This is a genomic window from Variovorax sp. J31P207, assembly GCF_030316965.1.
Taxonomy (GTDB): Bacteria; Pseudomonadota; Gammaproteobacteria; order Burkholderiales; family Burkholderiaceae_C; genus Variovorax; species Variovorax ginsengisoli_B.
This window is the reverse complement of sequence record NZ_JASZYN010000010.1, coordinates 197384-219344: the sequence shown is the minus strand read 5'-3', so window position 1 is coordinate 219344 and position 21961 is coordinate 197384. Positions and strand designations below refer to the sequence as shown.

The following is a 21961-nucleotide window of genomic DNA, read 5'->3' as shown; positions in this document are numbered from 1 at the left end:
CGAGGACGCGCGGGAGACGTCCCATACCGGCGACCAAGTTTCCAGTTGGAGGGATCGGACATGAACCAGCGTCGGACTTTCATGATTGGCGTGACCGCCACAGCGATCTTGTTCAACCGCGGCGCGGGTGCCCAGGCAAAAAAGGCTTCGGGCGCTGGCACCGAGGGCGATTTGCGCAACGCCATCGTTCAATTCGAAAAGGCCTGGAACCAGCACGACGTCGATGCCTGGCTGGCCTTGATGACCGAGGACGTCTGGTTCACGCAGACTCTCGACTACTACGAGCGCATGAAGGGCAAGAAGGCGGTGAAAACCACCTTCGAGTACGACGTGAAGAATACCGACCTCAAATGGGACGTGCAGCGCGTCCGCATGATGCCCGACGGAACAGCCAGCGTTGTGTTGCGCCAAGTCGGTCTGATTCCGCCCAAGACCGATGGAAAGTACAAGCGCGAAGACGTGAGCGAGCCGAGCTTTAGTCGCTGGCGTCTCGAGGGCGGCAAGTGGAAGCTTTTCTTCTTCACATCAAACAAGGGATGGGCTCTGGATGAAATGAAAAAGGACGGACTGAACTAGCAAGAAGGCAGCGACGCGCCATGCCCAGTCACAGTCGCTTTCTGTAAAACACGCGCTCGTAGCCGCTCTGGGCTCGGCGGTCGTACTCGACATAGCCAATCCTCGGATAGAGGAGTTGGTTCTCGGTCATCCTGAAATTGGTGCAGAGGTATACAGACTCGAAGCCGCGTCCACGAGCCTCGCCTTCGGCAAACTCCAACAGGGTGCGGCCGACCCCGGTACCGTGCGTCTTCGGGAACGCTGCGACAGTATCAATGTAGAAGCCGTCTTCGGTCTCGTACTGAACCAGCACGCCAACCACCCGTCCCTGCCGTTCCGCGACCCAGACTTTCCCTTCGGCGGCGAGTGCCGCATAGTCGGAAAGCATCGGAGCCGGCGGCTTGCCGATGCGCTCCACGTAGGGCTCAAAGGCAGCGTTGACGCAGGCGGCCGCCTCAACGGCGTCCCCCTGATGGGCTGCACGGACTGTGATTGCAGATGCCGTAGTCATCGCTTCACCTCAACTCTCTCGCTGAATGTGTTGGCGCAGTCTTCGCGTGTCTCGTCACAAGCGAGCGACCTTTCCCAGCATGTATTCGGGCACTTTCACGGCGGTCCGCTTATGGCCGACTGTAGCCTGTTGGCTGCCAGGCGTTTCCGGCCCAAGCTGCCTTTCGGCGGTTTCGATTGGGATTGGAATGGCGAAAAGCGTCCGCTCCGCGTTGGCACGCGCGCCCCCCCCGCGGTCCTGGGTGCAGCTAGCCAACGACGGCAACCCCCAACGAACTCGTCAGGCCGTCAGGTACTCCTCATACCCGACGCTTTGCCGAACAGATTCTCGGCTTCGCGCACCATTCGGCCGAGGATTTCACCGGCGGGTGCAATATCTCGCACAAGACCGACGGCCTCGCCTGCAAATACACAGGCTTCGTCTGCATAGCCCGCCTTGAACGCATTCGCGAAGCGTGCCTCTTCGTGTTCAAGGGTGGCGGGCTCGGCGAGCGCAGATTCACGCCCGTGCCAATCCATGGCAAAGCGGGTCTTGAGCACGCGCGCGGTGAAAGCCGCTGGCCAGCCGTATCGACGCACGATGTCGACCACGGTGGTGCGAAGCGTCGAATCCCCATCGGCAGCGACCGCTGCCGTGTGGAAACCGGGAGGAACGAGCGCTTCAGTGCTCGCCCAGAACCTCGTGCCGACCAGCACACCATCGGCTCCGAGCATCAAGGCCGCCGCGAGCCCGCGCCCGTCTGCGACGCCGCCGGCGGCGACGAGCAACGTGTCAGGCGCTGCGCCTGAGAGGTAGTCGGCAATCTCGGGAACCAGCGTGAACGTGGCGCGCTCGACGCCATGGCCGCCCGCCTCCGCGCCTTGCGCCACAACGACATCAGCACCGGCAGCGACAGCTTCGCGTGCCATTGCCAGCGTTTGGACCTGGCAAACCAGCATCGCGCCGACGGCCTTGACGCGTTGTCCGAAAGGCGCGACTTCGCCGAAAGACAACATCACGGCGGCGGGCTCATGGGCAAGAACCATGTCGAGCAGTTGCGGCTTCTGCGCAAGCGACCACGAAATGAATCCGCAGCCAACCCTGGCATGACCGGCAGCTTCGAATTCCCGCTCGAGCCACTCCGCATCTCCATAGCCGCCACCGATTAAGCCGAGCCCGCCCGCACTGGACACCGCGGCTGCGAGCCTGCCACCCGCGGCAGTGCCCATCGGCGCGGAGATGATTGGATGCTCGATACCGAGCCTCTTTGTGAGTCGCGTTTGCACCGCACCCTCCGCTCGGTCAACGTGGTTAACGTAAGGCAGGCAAGTGAGCAGTTTAGCGTTCAAGAATGCCGGACGCTATCGCTCGCGAGCCCACTTTGCTCGCTCGCCTTTCCCGGCGTTCCAATCGCCCGTCGGCACTTCGGCGGGCGGCATCCTGACGGGCCCTGTATTCCCTGGACCGCTGATGAATACGACCCCAGACGGCGCCAAGGACAGAGCAAGGCAGAACAAGGTCCAGTGGATACAGTGGCGAGCAAGTTAGCAAGGGGTCTACAACGGGGTGCGCTTGCGCGATTTCTGCCGCATGGCTAAACGGCTGCTTGTGGCCGCGAGCACCAGTTCGAGGCCGCGCTCGATAGTTGACCTTCGACGTGATCGCGCTGTTGGCAAAAGGCTGCTATCTGCGAGTTTGGTGAACAGGCAGTCCCGGCCATCACCAGCCATTCAATGTGGATGCCAGAAAGTAGCTTCTCGACGCCGCTATCGACCCTGGCCCGCTTCTGCGCGCCCGCTTCAGTTCGAGAACTGAGCCGTGCCCCAGATGGCCTGGCGCTGGCGAGCCGTCTTCAGTTCGACAGGCGCGAGGTAGTAGGTGCCATTGACCAGGTAAAGCGCGCGGCACCAGTTTTCCACGTTCATGGCGTTGTCATCCTTGCTTCGCCATTCGATGCTCACGCAGTACTGATTGTGGTTCGTCCACCATTTTCCGTGTCCGAAAACCCACGGCTGGGGTCGGCCGCCTTCGAAGGTGGGGCTCGTGAAGCTTGCGACAAACTTGCCATCCCCGTCGTTGCGCCAACTGCGGATAGATCCTGTGGCCGCGGTTCGGAAGCGCACTGTCGTGCCTACCTTCACCACCTTGTCGAACTGCTCCTGCGTGAGGGGAGGGTAGACGCTCAGTTGCTCTCCGGTCATGCGCTCGGGCGGGGGGCTGGCACAACCCGTGATGACTGCAAAAAGAGCAATCGAGGCTCGGATGCAGGTGGCGCGTCGCATGAGCAACTCCTCGTGGCGAAGCTGAGTCTTCGCACTGTATCCGACGCCTGTCGCGATACATCACCAGAACTTGTGTTGCGGACCGACGCGAATGGTGCATCGCGTGCGGCGCAATGCATCCGTCATCGGAGCCGTTTCCGAAATCGGATAGCCCCGATCACATAGACTAGCTCTGACAAGCTACGCCAACTAATGGCGCTCTAGGGCGAGCCTGCGCCTCCAGCTAAAGCCCGCCGCGCGCGGGCCTTTCACGCCCGTCTCCTGGGCGGGGCGGCCATCCCATCGCCATCAATAGCCTTGAGGTCTAACCCGGCGAAGTTATCGGGCCCGCGGCGAACACTTCGACCGGCGTCAGGCGCATCAACTGCCTTGCCTCGTCCATGGTGCCCGCGAGCCACTGATCGACGTCGCCCCGCTCGATCGCGATCACCGAGCGCTTGTCCTGCTGGTCGGGCGGCAGCTTCGGATCCGGCTTGTGCATCCGGCTCATCAGCGGGTGGTGGTCGGCGTTCAGCGTGAGCATGGTGTAGCTCTCGTGCACCTCGCCCGTGGCCTTGTCGGTCCAGGTGCTCCACAGACCGGCCAGGCCCCACGGATCGCCGTCGGCGCGCCGGAACTGCCACCACTGGTTCTTCCCGCTCTCCCAGTTCGGCTCGTCGAAGCTGGCCGCCGGGATGATGCAGCGCTGCCCGCGCTTCCACGGGTCCTTGAAGGTGGCTTTGGCCGCCAGCTCCTCGGACCGTGCGTTGTTCGTGCTGAGGTCAGCTTGGCGGTCTTGGCGAACCAGGGGATCAGGCCCCACTGCCCGACCACGAGCTCGCGCTAGTAGCCGCTTGCGTCACGCGCGCGGCGGATGAACGGGCCCGGCGCCCGCGGGAACACCTGGCGCGGCCAGGGCAGCTGGTTGTGGCGGCCGATGTGCCAGAAGCGCTCGACTTCCCACACCTCAGCGGGCTCGTATCGGTCGCACATCGGCGCCATTGTGGTGGAAGTCACGCCTTCCAAAATTTGGATCGGCGTTCAGCACTCGTTCAGAGAATCGCCACATCATTTGGCCTTCCTCCGACCACCACTGGTCTTGCCCGCTTCGGCGGGCCTTTTTCGTTTCATTGCTGGATGACTGACCGAATCAAAGTCCTGAAAAAGCAGTTCGAGTACAAGGGCCACAACGTCTCGATCACTACGACGCGAAGTTGGGGGACTTGGATTTGGACATGCGACATTGACGGTCAACGGCTGAATGTGAGAAGCCATCGACGGAACTTGATGGAAGCGTCGGCGCTGATAGAAGCCACGTTCCGCGCGAGACGATGCATCGACAGATTGCCGTAGCCTGAGAGAGTGCCCTGCTGCAGTCGATTGATGAGGCGTTAAGCGCGTTCCGCTCGCCTCATGTCCCGGCCGTTGATGGACGCGCGTCTCCGGGCGAGCGGCGCGATGGCGAGCGAGGACTGCTTGGCCAGCGCCCGCCGGCGGGAGCCTCTGCGGCGAAAGGCTGGCCGACGCCGAGGTCATTGCAACATCCGTGCGTTTGCGCTGTTGCCTCCGGTCACGCTGTCGATCGCGGTTTCGCTGGGCGTATTCGGGGTGCTCCTGCTGTAGTAGTGTCGCCAATAGTCGGGATTCCGCGCTGCCCAGGCCTGCATGCACGGGCCTGGTTGAGCAGGTAATCCGGATCGGTCTGGCGCTTGGCGAGTTGCCAGATACGCCGGCGCTCCCGCCGGCATTCCGGCAACGTGCAGTACGACTGCCGAGGCGCCTGGGGCCGGGGAAGAAACGCGCAACCGCGGGCGCTGCACCACCTGTTCTCCATGGTGATCTCCTTCAAGTCGAGCCTTGACGGCGCAAGAGCGACAACGCGGGGACCTCTGGCACCAGGAGTAGGGCCTCCTTCTAGTGTCACATCGAGCACACATTCGAGAGATGCCGAAAGCAACAGCGGCCCGCAGACGCACAATGCCCGAATGACGCTGGATCAAGTGGATCAAGTCTGCCAAGAGGCCCAGGCGCTGACGCCCGAGGCTGCACAAATGGCTTCTCTTATGCTTCACCTGGCAGCGCCAATGGCGGCGGCTTGCCAGGCCGAGATAGACCGCTCACTGGCGGCAGCCGCGCAGGGGGCCCTCCCCTGGGCCCGGGGCAGAGTGCGGACGTGCTCCATGCCGCGCTCCATCCGGAGACCCGTGCCGAATGGCTCATCGGCAACGACGACTTCCGGAATGCGCACCGATGCGTGGTCCACGCCCGCTTAGCGGCGGAAAGGTGGAACTCGCTCGCCATGCTGCTGCTGGATGACCAGGCTGGCAACTCCCGTCACTAGACATTCCGCCGGAGCTGCGGCTGCGGTTGCAAGCACATCCAGGGCCAACTGGACAGCGGCTGTGCAGCGATTGCCGTCCTCCCGTGTTGCGCCCTGAAGTCACGCTGTGAAGCCGACTCCGGTCGTTCGGCAGCGAAGGACGAAGCGGCATCGACTGCCGATCCCAAGGTGAAGCCAGCGATCGAGCTTTGGACATCGAACTGGGCCTGACGGCCCGAGGTCAGTCATTCAGCACGGGCGCAAACGAGGTCGCGTTGGCTTCCGCCATTTCTGCTACTGGTGGATGCCAGCGCGAAGAATGGTTGAAGGGTCGCGCCGACCCGCATCGCGGGCCTCTTCGCCAGCCGACTACCAGCGTTGACACTAGTCGACGATTCGATTTGCACGCATGACAAGCGACTGGGGCAGCGACAAATTGAGCGTCTTGGCCGTCTTGCGGTTGATCACAAACTGGAAGTCCTTCGGGCGCTCGATCGGTAGTTCGCCTGGCGGAGTGCCCTTGAGGATCTTGTCGATGTAGTCCGCCCCGCGTCGACCCAAGGCCTCCAGGTCAACGCCGTAGCTCATCAGAAAGCCGGCTTCAGCAAGTTGAGTCAACACGCTGATGGATGGCAATTTGTACTTGATTGCGAGCTCAGCGAACACGAATCGATGCTCGAGGATGAAGTTGCCACCGCTGCCGACGAGACCTTGCACGCCAGCTCGGGCCGCGCGTTCAAGCGCCGCATTTATGCCATCCAGGTCTGCGACCTCCAATACGAGCAGATCCAATCGAAGGTTACGCGCGCTGGCCTCTAGTTCGGTGCGGTCCGTGCCTTTGCCTGGCAGCAACAGGGCAACCCGCTCAATCCCAGGCACCGCCAATCGGAGGAGTTCGAACTGCTTCTGGACTACCTCGGGAAAGATCACGGTTAAGCCCGTGACGTTGCCACCAGGCCGCGCGAACGATCTTGCCCATCCATCGCGAACTGGATCGCCGCCCGCGATCGCCACAATTGGAATCAGGTCTGTCGCCCCGCGTGCCGCGTCCAAAGGCAACGGACCGCCAGCAAAGATCACGTCGACCTTCGAACGAACAAGGTCGGCAGCATGCTCTGCCAGTTGTCGGGGTCCGTCGCCGTGGCGAATGACGAGTTCGATGTTCTGGCCTTCAATGTAGCCGAGCTCTAGCAACCGGCGCCGCCCCTTCGCTATCGGATACGGCTCTGACCCCGCTGGCGGGGCTCCAAAAAGTAGCACGCCAACGCGCGGCATCGCGGCCACCTTTCCCTGTGCGAACAGCACTCCGGAACCTGTGGCCCCGCAAGCGGCAACGACCGAGACAGCAAGTCGACGGTGCATGCCGACAATTTGACGACGCGATCGACGCACGGTCAAGCACGAATTCTGGAAGCGAGGCCTAGCATCTTGTCGGCAACGACGTTGTGCAAGCCGCCTGGCAAAGTGCCGGCGGTGAGAGTGGCGGGCAGGATGCGCCCAGCGGCCGTACTGACGACTTCGGCGAGGCCGGTAACGCCGGAAGACGCCTTGGGGCAGGTGGTGAACTCGGCCTCGGGTCCTGCCCTACCCTGCCCTCCACTAGCACCGGTCGTGCGGCTGCTGCGCATCGATTTCCGCCTTTCGCTCGGCGACGGCCGAAGACTCAGTTCGGCCAAGAGGAGACGGTCGATTCCGAGCCTCAAACCCGACGTTCACCCGGCCATGCGTTGCGACCGCAACGGTTGAAGGCGAGCGCTATTTCGCGGGAAGTGGCGGGCGATTCTTGCGGTACGAGTTCTTAACGGCAATTTTTCCTTGGCGGAAAGTGAACACGTCGCATCCGTTGACCTCGACGCGTGAGCCGTCCGCCCGCGTCCCGGTGAATGTCCACTCCGACACCCCGCGGTCGCTGCAAACGAAGTGGCGAGGGTAAAGCCACTGCGCGTCCGGAAATGCCTTCCAAACGTCGGAAAAGCTGGCTTGGACGGCCTCTTTGCCAATGTACGAGGTTCCGCAGACGTCGGGGCCGGCGGATGCTTCGAACACACAGTCGTCCGTCATGAAGCTCATGAGCGCCTCAGCATCGTGGCTGTTCCAAGCAGCGGCGAAGGCCTGCAGGTCTGCGACGGTGACATTCATGCTTCACCTCCAATTTTCCGTGACTTGGGAATTGTTGCTCAGTTGGTCCAGACCGGGGAAGCGGAAAAGAGCTCAAACGCAGCGGTAGCCTGACGCTCCCCGGAGGTCGGCGAGGACCGCCGGCCGAGCGAGACAAGCTACAGTCGGCCAACTCCGGTCGTTCGAGCTTGGCTCAGAATTCTGCGCTCCGCTCAACTCACGACGCGCCTCTATATGACACCTGGAACACCTGCCGTAGGCAAAGGCAGAATGCGGCCACACCACGATGTTTAAACATGTCTAAAAAACTCGAGAGCGAGGCCTTTACTTACCTCCAAGCCTACATTCAGGAGCGCCTTCCGGGCGCGACCCTGCAACCGACCATGAACAAGGGTCGAGGAAGTAACAATCCCCATATCGCTGACGCGGTCCTAGAGCACGAAGGCCGCACGTATCACATCGAAATCAAGGCCAGTTCCAAGAAGGTTGGTCACAATATTCGCTTCACTCACCAGACGGTGACGAAAGCTGTCGGCAAAGATGTAATCGTCGCGCTCATCGCCAATGTGGAAACAGGCAGTCCGAGCTTTGAGTTCTTCCGGCTCTCGGACGTGGCGCAGAGCTTGTGCGTAGAGCCGCACTTTTTGGTCGCGGCGAAGCACACCAAGAACAAGAGCCAGCCGTTGGACACAATCCTCACGTTGCCAGGCGCCGCGCTGGACGTCTCGAGCTTGTTGGACAGCTCGGTGCGAGACCATACCAATCTTCGGAATCCGCCTCGCGTCGATTCAACCTAGTCCGGGGACCGCGGGCTTGGCCAAGTGGCTGCGTCTGACTGGGGGCAGCCTGGACACCCGCTGTGGTCGCCCTATGACAGCGACAACGACCCGGATGGCGACCCATACCCGCCGTGGCTCAAGTACCCCAACCTGCCGAGGACATCAATGGGATGGCGGATGGGGGATGGCGAGTCGTACGCAGAGGAATTCCATGAATGGCTTGCGCGTCAGCCTGCAGACGAGCTTCATGCCTATCAAATCAAGTACCGCGCCCCTCTCGAATGGGCGGAAATCTGGCCAGCGGATGAGGCTTGAGACAGTCGAATTTGCTCCATTTCTCAGCAGGTATCCGTTACCGGTCTTCCAGCGCCTGCTGGCTCCGTAGCAACAGGCGAGACTGGCGACGGGCAGAATGCGGCCCAGGACCAGCCGTTCGCCATCGGCGCCCAGTCCGCGTCGGCCCAAGACGCCTTAACGTCGCGGCTTCGAAGCTTGAACTACTTCTTCGGAGCGTCCTGCTTGACCTTGGCCGGGCCGACCTTTGCGACATCCGCCCACACCTTTGCATCGAAGAGGAACTCGGCAACGGCGCATGTGGGCATGTCGACGACCTCGCTCGACAGCCGGTGCGCGAGGTCAGTGAACTCGGGGTTGTGGCCGAAGAGCATCACGCGGGCTACCTGGTCCCCGATTGCGCAAATGATGGTGAGCAAGTCGTCAGGGCTGCTGGCATAGAGCCGTTCATCGACAATGATGTCCTTGCGTTGGTAGCCGATCTCGTCGGCGATCAGTTGCGCCGTCGTCAGCGCGCGCAGTGCCGGACTGGACACGAGCAGATCGGGCTTCACCCCGCGCTTGCAGAGGCGCTTGCCCATTGCAGGTGCGTCCTGGCGGCCGCGATCGTTCAACGGTCGTTCCCGGTCGGGCAAGGATGGATCATCGCGACTCGATTTCGCATGCCGTACTAGATACAGGGTTTTCACGATCACCTTTCGAGTTGATTCAACTCTACACCGGCGTCCTTGGCGGAGTGGCTCCCTGCCCCCCTCTCGCCAGGCTCCATGCTCGTCTGCGCGAGTCGCTGTTGGCGCTCGGCTTCGGCAGCGCAGCCCCCAACACCGCAGACCAGCCCGGTCTGCTGAATCGCGGAGGCACCGGTCGCCTATTTCACCACCAGCACGGGCACCTTCGACAGGTGCATGACCTTCAGCGTGGCCGAGCCGACCAGCAGCTCGCGCAGCGCACCGCGCCCATGCGTGCCCATCACGATCTCGTCGCAATGCAGCGCATCGGCCAGCCGGGTGACGACCTCGCCGACATGGCCGACTTCGGCGTGGGCGCTGTACTTCACGCCGGCCGCATCGAGCAGCGAACGGGCCTCGCGCAAAGCCTTCTCGCTCTCTTCGGCGTGAAAAGTGGCGATCTGGTCGTGGCTGGCGAACTGGATGATCGCACGCGACAGCGGCACCTGCACGTTGACCAGGTGGACCTCGAGATCGTCCGGATTGCGGTAGTTGGCGCGTCGGGCGAGGACATGCTGGACGGCGTGCCGGGAGCATTCCGAGCCATCGATGGGCAGCAGAACCTTCTTCATGATGTCACCCCCTTTCCGGCGCGACATCGCTGCGAGGCCCGGCACCGGTCGGGCGCACTCGCCATGATTATGCGCTGCGGTGCGCGAGCGCACCAACGGTCACGCAAGCTCGTGCAGGCGCATTGAAGTTCGACAGCGGCGCAGCAATCCCGTGGGCCAGCTCGAAGCCGGGCCTGCATCGCGCTGCGGCGCGCGGACCATCAATCGTCGCGCGCCGCGCCCCGCGCTGCGGGCGTCGCCACCTTGTCCCGGCGCAGGTACAGTTTGAGCAGTTCCATCGCCACCGGAGAGGCGAAGAAGAACGGCAGCATCAGCAGCCAGTCGCTCGGCGACAGCGGCACGGTGTCGAAGAAGGGTGCCAGGAAGGGTACGTACACCACGCCCAGCACCAGCACGAAGGACACCGCGACCGCGGCCACCATCCAACGGTTCGAGAACAGGCCGATCGCGAAAACGCTGTAGTGCTCGGACCGCGCGGCAAAGGCGCGGAACAGCTCCGAGGTGCACAGCGTCACGAAGGCCATGGTCTGTGCGGCTTCCAGGTGGTCCGGATAGCGCTGCAGCGCGAGATAGAAGACCCCCAGGATCGCCAGCACGTCCACCGCGCCCACGACCCCGATGCACAACGCCATGTCGCGGTTGATGATCGGTTCCTTCGGCGAGCGTGCGGGCTGCTTCATGATGTCGTCCTCGCCTTTTTCCATGCCCAGCGCGAGCGCCGGAGCGCCGTCGCTGACCAGGTTCAGCCAGAGCAGTTGCACCGGCCGCAGGGGCATCGGCATCCCGGCGAGCATCGCGCCGAACACGATCAGGATCTCGCCCACGTTGCAGGCGAGCAGGAAGTACACGAACTTGCGGATGTTCGAGTAGATGATCCGCCCCTGCTCGATGGCGGCGACGATGCTCGCGAAGTTGTCGTCGGTGAGGACCATGTCGGCCGTCTGCTTGGCCACGTCGGTGCCCGTGATGCCCATGGCCACGCCGATGTTGGCGCGCTTGAGCGCCGGCGCGTCGTTCACGCCGTCGCCGGTCATCGCCACCACTTGGCCGCTCGCCTTGAAGGCGTCGACGATGCGCGTCTTGTGCTGCGGCGACACGCGGCAGCAGACGTCCAGCCGCTCGGCCCGCGCCGCGAGTTCGGCGTCGGAGAGCCTGTCGATCTCGGCGCCCGTGAGCACCAGTCCGCCGGGCGTGCACAGGCCGATCTGGCGCGCGACGGCCTCGGCGGTCTCGCGATAATCGCCGGTCACCATGACGGTCTTCAGCCCGGCACCCTTGGCGATCTTCAGCGCTTCGATCACTTCGGGCCGCGGCGGGTCGATCATGCCCAGCAGCCCGACGAAGACAAGGTCGCGTTCCACGGTCTCGGGGCTGAGCGTCTCGGGCATCGCCTCCAGCGCCCGGAACGCCACGGCCAGCACGCGCAGCGCCTGGCCCGCCATGTCGCGGTTCTGCTCGAGGATGGTGTTGCGCATCGCCGCCGCGAGCGGCACGACATGGCCGCCGTCGAGCATGCCCGTGCAATGCTCGAGCACCACGTCGGGCGCGCCCTTGACAACCGCCGTCAGCGGCGGGTAGGCGAACCCGGATGCGGCGCTAACGTCCGCATTGCGATGGATCGTCGTCATCCGCTTGCGCTCGGAGTCGAACGGAATCTCCTGCACCCGGGGCATCGTCTTTGCGAACGCGTCCTGCAGGTAGTCGGCCTTGGCCGCCGCGACGATCATCGCGCCCTCGGTCGGATCGCCGATGATGTTCCACGACCGCGAGCCCGACTCGTCGGAGCGCTCCTCCAGCTGGGCGTCGTTGCAGGCGATCGCGCCCTGCACCAGCGCCGAAGCGTCGGGGCTCGTGCGCGGGTCGAAGGCCTGCTCGCCATGGAAGAACGCACCCTTGGGCGCGTAGCCCTCGCCCGTGATGCGCAGCCGCCGGCCGCCGGTCCAGGCCTGGACGACCGTCATCTGGTTCTGCGTCAACGTGCCGGTCTTGTCCGAGCAGATCACGGTGGCGCAGCCCAGCGTCTCCACAGCCGGCAGCTTGCGGATCAGCGCATGGTGCTTGAGCATGCGCTGCATCCCGAGCGCCAGGCAGATGGTCACGATGGCCGGCAGCCCTTCGGGCACCGCGGCGATCGCCAGGCTGACCGCAGTCATGAACAGGCCGATGATGTCCTTGCGCTCGGCCTCTAGGTAGTTCATCAGGCCGATCCTCGCAACGTCGGCGATTTGCGTATCGCGGAACAGGCCGTACACAAAGACGACCGCGCAGATCGTCAGGCAAGCGGTGCCCAGCACCCTGCCCAGGTGCTCGAGCTTGGTCTGAAGCGGCGTGCTCTCGTCCTCGAAGGACTGGATCATCTGCGCGATCAGGCCGATCTGCGTGTCCATCCCGGTGCCGGTGACCAGGCCCTTGCCGCGCCCGTAGGTGACCAGCGTGCTCATGAAGGCCGTGTTCTTGCGGTCGCCGAGCGGGATGTCCTTGTCCAGCACCACAGCATGGTCCTTCTCGACTGGCACGGATTCGCCGGTCAACGAGGCCTCCTCCACCTTGAGGTTGAAGCATTCGAACAGGCGCAGGTCGGCCGGCACGAAGTTGCCGGCTTCGATCAACACCACGTCGCCGACCACGATCTCGCGGCTCGGGATCGACAGGCGATGGCCGTCTCGGATCACCTGCGCGTTGGGCGCGGCCAACTTCTTCAGCGCCGCCAGGGCCTGCTCGGCCTTGGACTCCTGGATCACGCCGACCACGGCGTTGAGCACGACGATGACCATGATGGCGATCGAGTCGACCCATTCGCCGAGCAGCAGCGACACCACGGCCGCGATCAAGAGGATAACCACCAGGTAGTTGTTGAACTGGTCCCACAGCAGGGACCAGAAGCCCGGGCGCGGGCGTTCCGATAGTTCGTTGGCGCCCAACCGCCCGAATCGCTCGGCTGCCTCGCGAGCGGTCAGGCCCTGCTCGAGATGGGTCTCGAAGTCGGCGACGAGCTGGTCGATCGGCTTGCCGTGCGAATCGCGGTCGTGCATGATGGGCTCCTGGTCATTGCGCGAGTGTCGCGCGCCGCAGAGCGGATGGAAATCGGAGGTTTTCCAGCCGCCGTCGCGCCGCGAGGCGGCGGCTTCGAGCGAGCGCCGTGCGCCGCGCGGCGGCGGACCGCAAAGCACTGGAGCAACTGTCTTTCCCTGCCGCCCGACGAACTCACGCTGTGACGCCGAGTCCGGTCATTCAGGCGCCACGACCATCTCAGAATCTACGACCGGTCCCAAGGTACTGCGGACATCGCCCGAGCCTTACCCCCTCAGCGACTTCGCCAACCCGGTTTCGAAGACAAATCGAGTGGGCGCTTTTGACGTCGCCGGAGTGGTAGTCTGGGCCCAATGCGGCCTTACAGGCCCCACGATTGCTCGCCCCAAAGCTGCCCCTCGACGTTACGCGGGCCGTTTCGGTTCTTGCGATTGGGCGAGCTCGCTGCCGGCGAGTGCACGTCGCTGGCCGACGATGAGGCCACGGACGAGCAGACGCTCTTTTTACCCGGTCTGGCGCACGAGCGCATCGAGGCGGCCGACCCGATGCTCGTCACCGCAATTCAGCGTACCCGATCTGCGATCAAGCTCTACATCTACGGGTAGCTGAACTACGTTCAGTCCAGCAATTCGCCTCCATAGAATCGCGGCAAGTCCCTGATCTCACTGCGCTACCGCATCGTCCGCGACCACCGCATCGGTCAGATCCCCCCGCACTTCACCATTCCCGTAGAGCAACCATGTTCCCTTGAGCGCGTCTTGGCCAACACCGGGCTTGCTGAAATCACACACGCCGTTCGCGAAGATTGAATTCAGCCTCTGCTTTTCCGACGGCGTAAAGGTGGCCGGCAGGAAGTCATCGTCCGTCACCGGCTTGAGCTGGCACCTGAGGACGTTGTCGGCCAGCGGCCCGCCAGCCACCATGCGCGGAGGCGGTGTCTTCGGGTAGAGAGCATTGCACTTTCCCGGTCCGTCAAAGGTGGCCTCCTCGTTATAGCGCGTGCTGTCGTTGACATCCCAGCAGGCGTCCACCGCGGTGGCAGGCCTGAGGCGTGCGACCTTTTCGGCAGAAAGCGGCGCTGGATCGTCGGTGATCGCATCGAGCCAATGCGTCATCAGCGACAGGCGCTCAAGGATGGTGTCGCGCAGAAGAAGGCTGAGAGGCACGACCTGCGCCGGTTTGCCAATCAGCGCGGCCAACTGTGGATTGGGGAATACCCAGATCACCTGGTTGTCGGCCCGACCGTTGGCCTGCAGCAACTGTGCTCGGATCTTCACGTCGTTGTAGACGGTGTGGATGTCGGCACCAGGCTCCGCATATGGGTGCAGGCTCAGGATCGGCACCGTGCCCAAGCCACCGGCACCGTTGCCGATGCGACCAAGTCTATAGGAGCGTCGGAGCCCTTTGGAATCCGCTACCGTGCGCTGCGCGACGAGGTTGCCGTCGATGTCGAAGCCACCGACCTTTTCGTTGAGATCGAGGAATTGGGTCGCTGTGATCGCGCCGCCCTTGAGACCCGCGAGTCCATACGCGACACCGACATTGTCCAGCGGCCGACGCGCAAAGCCGGTGACGGGGTCGCGGGTGAGGCTCGTGACGTTGACGTCGTACACCGTACATCTTGCGCCGGTCGGGTTAGTGAGCGGGTTGTAGACCAACGTGCTGTCGATGAGGCCGCAGGCCGGAGAGACCGCGCCGCGGGTGGCGACCAGGCTATCGCCGTTGCCCACGCTCCAGTTTGCACAGGTTCCTTTCGTATGGCCTTCGACCGCTTTTCGCATGGTGTCGCTGAACGGATAGCCTGGGCTTGCAGGGTTCGTGAAGAATGCATTGAGAAGCCGGCAATCGGATACGGCCAAGGCTGTACTGAAGACATCCGGAAACGCCGCATCAGGCATGATTCCGTCGAGGATGCCCGGGTAGTTCTGCGCGATCAGCATCTGCTGGATTGCACCGCCGGAGCCGCCCATTCCGACCATCCATCGCGGCAGCCCATAGCTTTCAGCGATGTGCTCGCGCAGCATCATGGCGGTTTCCGCGGCCAGAACGTCGTTGACGTTGACCTTGTGGATGTTGAGCGTGGAGATCACATAGGCATAGCCCCTGGCCAGCGACTGCAAGTTTTGCTGATCGATGGCATCGACCTTGAACACCTCATCGAGCGTGTTAACGCCCTGGTTGTACTGGGCGGCAGTCGACTCACCAAAGCGAAAGACGACCCGGCGGTTCCATCCCGCGGGATTCCAGCGGTCGGCCTCGATCGGATCGTCGAGCACCGCAATGCGGTAGATGGAGCGGTTGATGGTGCCAGACTCGACACGCACGATAAACGGCACGGTCTTGCCGTCTATGGTTTTGGTCGTCGCGAGGTCGGTGGGCCGCGCGCCGAGCGGATCAGCAAGCACCTTGCGCGCGCCGGTGGGCGTGAAATAGAACCAGTCATAGCGCGTCGCGACGGAGCAATCGGCATCGAGCGGCGCCCCTAGATTCGATTCGATCGTGCGGCATTCGAAGGGCTTGAGATGAGGACCCGAGAACACGGGGCCGCTGATCGGATAGTTGGTCACATGGAGGTGGCCGTTCGCCTTGTCCTTCCCGTGGCCGGCTTTGGCGGCCAGATTGTTGTCGCCGACGTCGAGCCCCGTGACCAGTCCGCGCAGCGCGCGGCCGCTCGCCTGCGCGGTGAATGCGGGTGTCACGTCTTCGCCATTGCGCGTCACCTGCACCTCGGCCGCATCGATGCCGTCGGGCAGGGCAATTTCGAGCAGCGCGTCGCCGCCGCTCACCATGTCCGCACGGCTCGACAAGATTGACAGCGTGAGCTTGGTCGAGGGGGGTGGCTTGTTCAGAGCGGCACCAGCAACTTTCGATGTTGTCATGCCGCTGCTGCTGCCGGTCGAGCTAGTGCCGATCGAGGCCGGCAAACCGGCACTCCCGCCGCCACCACCACCTCCACAACTGACAAGCAGTAGCGCGGTGAGTGCGGTTGCGACGTAGCGCAAGCACAGGTGTGGGGGTTGCGCACGTTGGTCTGTCGGGGATAGATCGACCGTGGGCTTGACGGGGGCCGTCGATCCGCCACAACCCACAGCAAGAGCCATTCTTCGATCGACGACCGGGGTCCTTGTTCTCCGACGAACTGCGTCGACGAGATCGGCCGCCGGAGACGGTACTGCGACGATTGGTCGGTTGAGCATCGGCGCTCCTTTCGCTATGGAAGAGATCGGCAGGGCTATTGGATCGTCCTGCCTTGGCCATCGCCGCCCGTCCCTCGACCCTTTTGGCGTAGATGATCAGCCCGGAGGAACCAGAATATCTGTGCAGTTCGTGGTGAGCGGATCAAGTGTCATCGCGAGTCGACCGATCAGCCGATCGCTGTAGTTCCTGTTGGGATGTACGAAGTCGATCAGATCAAAGGCGCCATAGAACGGCACCCTTCCCCAGTCGGCAAAGGTTGTGTTCGTGTTGATGGCCACCGCCTGAACGATCGTGTCGTAAAAATCTCGGAACCGGAGATTGAAGTAATTCAGTTCCCCACCCAGGGCCTGGTGGGAAAAGCCAGTCAGCACCGGAATACGACCCTCATCCCGCACCCGCTGGATGAGGGCGTAGTAGTCGTAGATCACAGTGTTGATGTTTTTACCTTCCCAAGCATCGATTACACCGTTTTCGATGATCACAAAGTGCCCGCTGCGCGGCAGGCCGGGAAAGACAGGCGCCAAGTCGGTAAGCCTGTTGCCAGGGAACGAATGATCGACGATCACCAGATTGGGTCTGATGCGCTGCAGCGTCATGGCGGGGCTGACCGCGGTCCCGTTGGAAGCCATGATCGAGTCGCCATAAATCTCGACGGTGCACAAGGATGGATCATCGCCCGGCTTGCTGAGATTCGCGGCGGCTTGCCCCTTCGACGAGCCGACAGCAGGTGTCTCGACGGACTGGCCGACGGTGACGAGCGCGGCCGTACCCGCACCCGCATCGCCCCCTCCTCCACAGCCAGCAAGCAATCCTGCCAGCAACACGGAGACAAGAAAAGGAATCATGGCTCATTCCCTCCACTTGATGCGACCGCCCCCTGCTTGCGCCGGCACGACATTGACATCGTTGGATCGGAATGGCGAGAGCTTTCAAGTTAACGGCGTCGTTAAAAAGGTTAACTCCACCGCAGTGCTGGAGCCGCTGCAGATACCTTTGCGCAGCACCGCTTATGGCTTTTCAACAAGGCGACGAGGGAACTGACTGTCTCCGCACAACCACGACTAGGACGAATCCGATCGGCACGTATCACTGTCGCAGTCTGAACGGCGAACGAGGCTGCAGTGCGCGACCTTGGGGACGAGAAGCTGAAGAAGATTGCGGTGGAATTGACCCAGAGCTTGCGCAATTCGGTGACCGTCGACTGGGCGGTGCGCGATTCCGTGCGAGGCCTGACGCGTGCACGGTGCTGGCGACCGGCACGATTCAGCGCAAGTTGCTTGTGAGGCGCCCGCACGCAACGCAGCCATTGGACTCCATCGAAGCCGAAGGCACCTGGCCAATCCGGAAGGAATCCGGCTCAATCAGGAAGCCGTTTCGGAATCCTTCGGTGGGCTCGGTGCCGAGCCGGAAGGCAATTCGATCTTTCATGGATCTGGCCCGTTCGGCGGGTCACATCACACGGGCAGGTTCCCTCTCCTTTGCGGCGCTTTCACAGAACGGGCGTCAAGCGTCTCATCCCCCTTTAGGGGTGATGCGCTTGTGACGCCCGTGCGGCGACCGCAGCCGCCCGCATCATCCCGATCAGGAGCGGGCGTTCGCCGATGCACGCTTCGTCGAGCACGCCCCAACTGGTCCCGCAGCTCTGCGACAGCCGGCGCTGGACGCAGGGTTTCGCGGGGTAGCAAGGACTCGGACAACAGTGGCTGCATGACGGCAGCAGCCCTCCTGAGCCCAGGCAAGACGCAGAGGATGATGTAAACAAGCTGCCGGATTTGCCGGGCAGTTAATACTGGATAAACATAAGGGGTATCCGCTTTTAGCTCCGGTAGGTCGAAGAGGCTGAATTTTTATCCAGGATATTAGTCCTGTTGCGCCAGCCTTGATGGGAGCCCCAAGCGCCCGGCGCCGACGGAGCATTCCGTTCTGGGCTGCGTGGAATTGACAGAACTCTGGAAATTTCAGTCGATTCGAGGCGACTTCCTTTGGTTTGCGCGGGACTTGACTCGACAGCCGAACGCTCACACCATTTCTTATTCCAACTCTGCCAAGCACATAAAAATGACCAAAGCGCTTAAGCCGGGCTTCATTTGGCAAAAAAAGTTGAGTCGCCTCATACAGAGGCGTACAAGCCACCGTTCATGGCCGTCAGCCGGCGGAGCCATCGCCAACATCCTCGCCCGCCGCCGCCGACCCGACGCCGAGGCGCTGCGATTGCTATTGCCAATTCCAGCTCTCTGTCGGCCGCCGTGCGCTCTATAGCGCGGCCTATCCACCTTTGAACAGCTCAACCATGCTCTGGAACTTCTTCGCCAACGTTCAGCCTTCACATCACGAAGGTCGATAGCCCGCCGGACGCCAATGTTTGCATCAGAGCCCCATTTTTGTGCACCACCGATCAGTATTGGGTTGCCGAGCGCGCGAGGGTGCGGTAGGGTGCGCGATGCAAATTCAATCCCGACACGCTTGGCTTGGCTGGCCTGGACATCTGTTGCTCATGGTTGCCGCAGTGTTCATTCTTGTCTCCGCTGCGCACGCTGCGGGCAATGACAAGAAGAGTGGCAACCCACCCACGCTCAGCACCAGCGACTTCGACTACTACCTGACGGGCAATGCGGCCGATCAGAAACCCCGCGCGCCCGACAGTCAAATGACGGTGTTGATGGGTGGCGGGCTTGACGTCGATCAGGCCTTCATCGACATGATTCGCAAGGCCGGGGGTCACGGCAGTGACAAGATCGATGTGGTCGTCATTCGTGCTTCTGGGGAAGATGGCTACAACGACTACCTTTTCGCAATGGACGGTGTCGATTCGGTTGAGACCGTTGTGATCAAGAAGCAAAGCGGTGCCGACAATCCGAAAGTGATCAGCATCATCGAAGGGGCGGACGTGCTGTTCATTGCCGGAGGTGACCAGTGGGCCTACATCAACCAGTGGAACGACACTGCCGTCGAGCGCACGATCAAATACGTGCTCCTTGCGAAGAATGTGCCGATCGGGGGAACCAGCGCAGGCCTGGCTGTACTGGGCGCCGTTGATTTTTCCGCACAACACGACACGATCACCTCGCCCGATGCACTCAACAACCCGTACGACCTGAGGCTGACGCTTGACAACACTTTCCTCGAAACGGTTCCCAAACTCCAGAACACCATTGCCGACGCCCATCTGGTGAGTCGTGACCGCATGGGCCGGCTCGTGACATTCCTGGCAAGGATGGTGAAAGACGGAATCTCATGGCGCGATGCGCGAGCCATCGGTGTGGATGAGGGCACCGCTGTCGTCATCGATGGTGGAATAGCCAACGTGCGCTCAAATGCCGGCGGAACGGGCGCGGCATATTTCCTGAAGTTTCCCCAAGACCCCGGTACCTCCCTCGTTGTCGAACCCAGGACACCACTCGAAGTCTCGTCGATCCATGTGGACAAGCTCACGAACGCGCCAAGGGCCCGGTTTCAGATGGACCCTTGGCTGATGACAGGCGGCACCAGTTACTCACTGTATGTCCAGCGTGGCGTGCTGTACGGGCCAGGCAACAATCCATACTGAGGCCCCCTCGTCGAGCAACTTGCATTGGTCCGTGATGCGATAGCTGCCGTCGGGATCGGCGCAACCCAGACGGCTCATGGCCGGGACTGCATGTTCGCCAAACTCGCCGATAGTTGCCCTCCGTCAAGAGCGTGACCACGCCAAATGTCAGCGACCAAGCGCGGCCGCGAACTGGTGCTCGCGGCCATCACCAATCACTCGATGTGGATGTCGAAGGTCAAGTTCCGAGTGCGGATTCAACCGGTCGATGCAACACACTGATGACTGCATTGCTCAACTGTTCAATCGGCCCCACACGTCGATACAGGGAATTCTGTCCCGTACCGGCGGCATTCGACCGCCGGAGCGAACTCGTTCATCAAGGGCGCTGACGCTGGCCGAGCGCGAGGAGATCTCACGTGCCATGGCGGCTGGGTTCTCGATTCGCTCGATTGCGGTGATCCTCGGGCGAGCGCCATCCACCATCAGCCGAGAGATCAAGCGCAACGGTGGTTCCGGGTGCTATCGGGCGACCCGGGCCGACCAGGCGGCCTGGGATCGGGCTCGTCGACCCAAGCGCTGCAGGCTGGCTGAGAACCGGGACTTGGCGCGCATTGTCACGGAGAAGCTTCGGCGGCAATGGTCTCCGGAGCAGATTGCCGGATGGCTCAAGCATACTTACCCGAGCGACGAGACCTCCCACGTGTCCCACGAGACCATCTACCGTAGCCTGTTCATTCAAGCCCGCGGGGCGTTGAAGAAGGAGCTGTTGCAGCATCTTCGGCGTACTCGGGGCATGCGCCGCTCACGTCAGTACACGCAGAAGACAGACGTCCACGGAAGAATCGTTGACGCCGTCACCATCAGCGAGCGGCCAGCCACGGTTGAAGATCGAGCAGTTCCCGGACACTGGGAAGGCGACCTGCTCTTCGGAAGCGCCAACAGCCAGATCGCCACGCTGGTTGAGCGCCAAACGCGATACGTGATGTTGGTCAAGCTTGATGGCAAGGACTCTCAGACCGTCGTCAATGCACTCATCAAGAATGCCCGCAAGCTGCCGCAGGAGCTCTACAAGTCACTGACCTGGGACAGGGGCACGGAGATGCACGCTCACAAGAAGTTCACGTTGGCCACCGACATTCAGGTGTACTTCTGCGATCCGCAGAACCCATGGCAGCGTGGAAGCAACGAGAACACGAATGGATTGCTCAGGCAGTACATGCCGAAGGGCATGGACATCTCAGGGTTCTCACAGCCTCAACTCAATGCGATCGCGAGACAATTGAACGAGAGGCCGCGCAAGACGCTCGGCTTCCATACACCTGCTGAGATGTTCAGCGAATGTGTTGCATCGACCGGTTGAATCCGCAGCGTTCAGCAGTCGTTCACAGAATCGGCACATCATTGGCTCTCCTCCGACCACCCAATGGTCTTTGCCCGCTTCGGCGGGCTTTTTCGTGTCGCCCCTGAATGACTGACCGGTTACGTGTTCTGAAGAAGCGCTTCGAATTCAAGACCCATGACGTCTCGATCACTACGACGCTAGCCTGCAGGACGTGGAGTTGGACCTGCGACATCGACGGCAAACGGCTGAATGTGACAAGCCATCGAAAGCACCTGGTCGAGGCTGCAGCGGTGTTGGAAGCCACGATTCGCGTGAGAAATCACATCGACAGACTGCCATAGCAGACTCGCATCGGAAACCCGAACCGAAGCGCAAGGGGCAAGAAGCCGGGACTGCCGACCGCGCGCCCGGCCCCTGGGACGGCGGGCCGCAGTGGCGGGATTGAAAAATCTTGATCAACATTAGGAACGACCCAATGACACACCTCAGGCACATCGCAGTTTGGGTCGACGAACCGGACCCCAGCCACTTCCATTGGGTGATCCACGAGAGCACCGAGGATGGGTCAGTCTGGGTCGACATCGAGTCGAGTGCTGAGGCCTATCTGAGTTGGATGGAGGCGTTCGACGCCGGCTGCGTGGAACTATTCAAGCTCGTTCCGGATGAGCGCTCCGGCCCCAGGGCGTTGGGCGAAGACGCGGATCCGGTCGGGTGAGCCTCCGGCACGACCATCCGCTTGTCCGGC

Annotated in this window: 17 protein-coding genes and 2 pseudogenes; 7 read left to right on the top strand and 12 right to left on the bottom strand. The window is 62.4% G+C overall.

Annotated features, from left to right (window positions below; genetic code table 11):
* Window positions 1-60 precede the first annotated feature (60 nt).
* A complete protein-coding gene (locus QTI68_RS29330) occupies window positions 61-576 on the top strand; it encodes a nuclear transport factor 2 family protein (RefSeq protein ID WP_286526687.1) in 516 nt (171 codons plus the stop codon).
* Between the two features lie 28 nt (window positions 577-604).
* On the opposite strand, the gene QTI68_RS29325 is transcribed toward QTI68_RS29330, so the two are convergent.
* The 7 genes from QTI68_RS29325 to QTI68_RS29295 form a co-directional block, all read right to left on the bottom strand.
* The gene (locus tag QTI68_RS29325) at window positions 605-1066 is read right to left on the bottom strand and encodes a GNAT family N-acetyltransferase (RefSeq protein WP_286526686.1); all 462 of its coding nucleotides are present in this window, start codon (window positions 1064-1066) and stop codon (window positions 605-607) included.
* A gap of 287 nt (window positions 1067-1353) precedes the next feature.
* Entirely contained in the window at window positions 1354-2394 is a 1041-nt protein-coding gene (locus tag QTI68_RS29320; RefSeq protein ID WP_286526684.1) for an NAD(P)H-dependent flavin oxidoreductase, read from the bottom strand.
* Window positions 2395-2844: 450 nt separating this feature from the next.
* Window positions 2845-3327, bottom strand: a complete 483-nt coding sequence (locus QTI68_RS29315) for a hypothetical protein (protein WP_286526683.1) — start codon at window positions 3325-3327, stop codon at window positions 2845-2847.
* A 304-nt stretch (window positions 3328-3631) separates the two neighbouring features.
* Window positions 3632-4129: an SOS response-associated peptidase gene (locus QTI68_RS29310; protein ID WP_286526681.1), complete on the bottom strand. Its 498-nt coding sequence runs from the start codon at window positions 4127-4129 to the stop codon at window positions 3632-3634.
* 20 nt (window positions 4130-4149) lie between these two features.
* The gene (locus tag QTI68_RS29305; RefSeq protein ID WP_286526680.1) at window positions 4150-4323 is read right to left on the bottom strand and encodes a hypothetical protein; all 174 of its coding nucleotides are present in this window, start codon (window positions 4321-4323) and stop codon (window positions 4150-4152) included.
* Between the two features lie 1687 nt (window positions 4324-6010).
* Window positions 6011-6931 (bottom strand): ABC transporter substrate-binding protein, encoded by a 921-nt coding sequence (locus QTI68_RS29300; RefSeq protein WP_286526679.1) that lies wholly within the window; start codon window positions 6929-6931, stop codon window positions 6011-6013.
* A gap of 450 nt (window positions 6932-7381) precedes the next feature.
* Window positions 7382-7765, bottom strand: a complete 384-nt coding sequence (locus QTI68_RS29295) for a nuclear transport factor 2 family protein (protein WP_286526678.1) — start codon at window positions 7763-7765, stop codon at window positions 7382-7384.
* A 275-nt stretch (window positions 7766-8040) separates the two neighbouring features.
* On the opposite strand from QTI68_RS29295, the gene QTI68_RS29290 reads away from it, so the two are divergent.
* A complete protein-coding gene (locus QTI68_RS29290) occupies window positions 8041-8541 on the top strand; it encodes a hypothetical protein (RefSeq protein ID WP_286526677.1) in 501 nt (166 codons plus the stop codon).
* Between the two features lie 479 nt (window positions 8542-9020).
* On the opposite strand, the gene QTI68_RS29285 is transcribed toward QTI68_RS29290, so the two are convergent.
* From QTI68_RS29285 to QTI68_RS29275, 3 genes are all read right to left on the bottom strand, one after another.
* Window positions 9021-9506, bottom strand: a complete 486-nt coding sequence (locus QTI68_RS29285; RefSeq protein ID WP_286526676.1) for a SixA phosphatase family protein — start codon at window positions 9504-9506, stop codon at window positions 9021-9023.
* 179 nt (window positions 9507-9685) lie between these two features.
* On the bottom strand, window positions 9686-10117 hold the full coding sequence (locus tag QTI68_RS29280; protein WP_286526675.1) for a universal stress protein: 432 nt from the start codon (window positions 10115-10117) through the stop codon (window positions 9686-9688).
* A gap of 200 nt (window positions 10118-10317) precedes the next feature.
* Entirely contained in the window at window positions 10318-13149 is a 2832-nt protein-coding gene (locus QTI68_RS29275; RefSeq protein ID WP_286526674.1) for a cation-translocating P-type ATPase, read from the bottom strand.
* A gap of 429 nt (window positions 13150-13578) precedes the next feature.
* Here QTI68_RS29275 and QTI68_RS29270 point away from each other — a divergent pair, with 429 nt between their 5' ends.
* On the top strand, window positions 13579-13752 hold the full coding sequence (locus QTI68_RS29270; protein ID WP_286526672.1) for a hypothetical protein: 174 nt from the start codon (window positions 13579-13581) through the stop codon (window positions 13750-13752).
* A gap of 57 nt (window positions 13753-13809) precedes the next feature.
* On the opposite strand, the gene QTI68_RS29265 is transcribed toward QTI68_RS29270, so the two are convergent.
* Together QTI68_RS29265 and QTI68_RS29260 are read right to left on the bottom strand one after the other, a co-directional pair.
* Window positions 13810-16026, bottom strand: a complete 2217-nt coding sequence (locus QTI68_RS29265; protein WP_286526671.1) for a DUF6351 family protein — start codon at window positions 16024-16026, stop codon at window positions 13810-13812.
* Between the two features lie 414 nt (window positions 16027-16440).
* Entirely contained in the window at window positions 16441-17190 is a 750-nt protein-coding gene (locus QTI68_RS29260; RefSeq protein WP_286526670.1) for an SGNH/GDSL hydrolase family protein, read from the bottom strand.
* A 261-nt stretch (window positions 17191-17451) separates the two neighbouring features.
* Here QTI68_RS29260 and QTI68_RS40200 point away from each other — a divergent pair.
* The 4 genes and pseudogenes from QTI68_RS40200 to QTI68_RS29245 all read left to right on the top strand — a co-directional run.
* Window positions 17452-17583 (top strand): annotated as a pseudogene (locus QTI68_RS40200) (type I restriction enzyme endonuclease domain-containing protein); the annotation flags it as partial.
* Window positions 17584-18839: 1256 nt separating this feature from the next.
* Window positions 18840-19892: a cyanophycinase gene (locus tag QTI68_RS29255; RefSeq protein ID WP_286526709.1), complete on the top strand. Its 1053-nt coding sequence runs from the start codon at window positions 18840-18842 to the stop codon at window positions 19890-19892.
* A 268-nt stretch (window positions 19893-20160) separates the two neighbouring features.
* A pseudogene (locus QTI68_RS29250) lies at window positions 20161-21234 on the top strand (IS30 family transposase); the annotation flags it as partial.
* A 457-nt stretch (window positions 21235-21691) separates the two neighbouring features.
* Window positions 21692-21931: a hypothetical protein gene (locus QTI68_RS29245; protein ID WP_286526669.1), complete on the top strand. Its 240-nt coding sequence runs from the start codon at window positions 21692-21694 to the stop codon at window positions 21929-21931.
* Window positions 21932-21961 lie beyond the last annotated feature (30 nt).